The organism is Thermogutta sp. (genome assembly GCF_039793925.1).
Taxonomy (GTDB): Bacteria; Planctomycetota; Planctomycetia; order Pirellulales; family Thermoguttaceae; genus Thermogutta.
In genome coordinates, this window is record NZ_JBAMME010000189.1 from 1 (window position 1) to 1,030 (window position 1,030).

Sequence of the window (1,030 nt, forward strand, 5' to 3'; positions counted from 1 at the left end):
GGCTGGTGGTGCGGGGCGGCAAGGCGGCCAAGGTGGGCCTGGAGGCCGCCAGCCACTTGGATGAGGCGGTGGATGCGGCCCGGGTAGTTGCGGAGGCGGCCAGCCACGCTGATGAGGCCGCCGATGCGCTGCGAGCAGCGAACATTACGAAAGCAAACATCGTTGCCGACCTGTCCGCGGGAACAACCCAATCACGACGCATTGCCCAGGCAATGGAGGAAGGGAAAATCGGAGTAAACATCCTTGGCGAGGAAATGTTTGAGAAAGCATACCGATTCCGAGGAGGAAGCGGGAATATATCTGCCGTTGATGCCTTTGCCTATAAACAGCATATATATTTGCGCCAGAGTAGATCCGACATCTTTCGGGATGCGGTGCATGAGGGTACGCATGCTCTGGATTACGTCAGTGGGTTCAAGGGTTCGGTTGCTCAGTGGGAGAAACGGGCTTATTTCTATGAACGTCAGTTCCAGTTGTATAAGGGGAGATTTACTGAATTCAGAACACTGGGAGACATTCTACGGCACATCAAACTGTACTATTGAGGAGGGCAAGGATGGATGCAGAATTGTGGTTGAAAGAGATGATAGAAATTGCATTAAACGAGAAGAGGCCGGAGGAAACCACCTATTTCTCCAAAATTAACCTGGACCCTACCACTATTCGCTGGGGGTGTATGCGAATAGCCGATTGGTTATGTATTCAATCCGTGGCTCTCCGATTGCGTCCATTGGAGTTAAAGCCCTCGTCCGAGTTAGATATGGCTTGTCTCAAGTTAATAGAAGCGGCGGATTTTCTCCGCGAGGTAATGGAGATTCGAGAGGGGAGATTAAAGTTTGTAGACCGTGTGTCAGTTGGTCAGGCGCAGGCAATGATGTTGTATGCTAAGGAGCATTACCGGCCCCCCCTCTTTACCGCTCTTCGCTAAAGCTGGCTATATGAGGCATTTCTACCTTTCAGCGCTGGGACTCCACTGGCGTCGGGCGGCGGACGGCGATGACCGACACCACCGGCGTCACCACCTGGCAGT

At 53.1% G+C, this 1,030-nt stretch carries 2 protein-coding genes; both read left to right on the forward strand.

From position 1 onward, the window contains the following. Positions 1–545 (forward strand): hypothetical protein (locus tag ABJK56_RS06990; RefSeq protein ID WP_347243948.1); only part of this gene is annotated, 545 nt, incomplete at its 5' end. 11 nt (positions 546–556) lie between these two features. After that, entirely contained in the window at positions 557–928 is a 372-nt protein-coding gene (locus tag ABJK56_RS06995) for a hypothetical protein (protein WP_347243949.1), read from the forward strand. Positions 929–1,030: the final 102 nt, after the last annotated feature.

Excerpts from the sequence above, each read along its gene's own strand:
- ABJK56_RS06995 (WP_347243949.1), top strand. The coding sequence starts at position 557 with ATGGATGCAGAATTGTGGTTGAAAGAGATGATAGAAATTGCATTAAAC.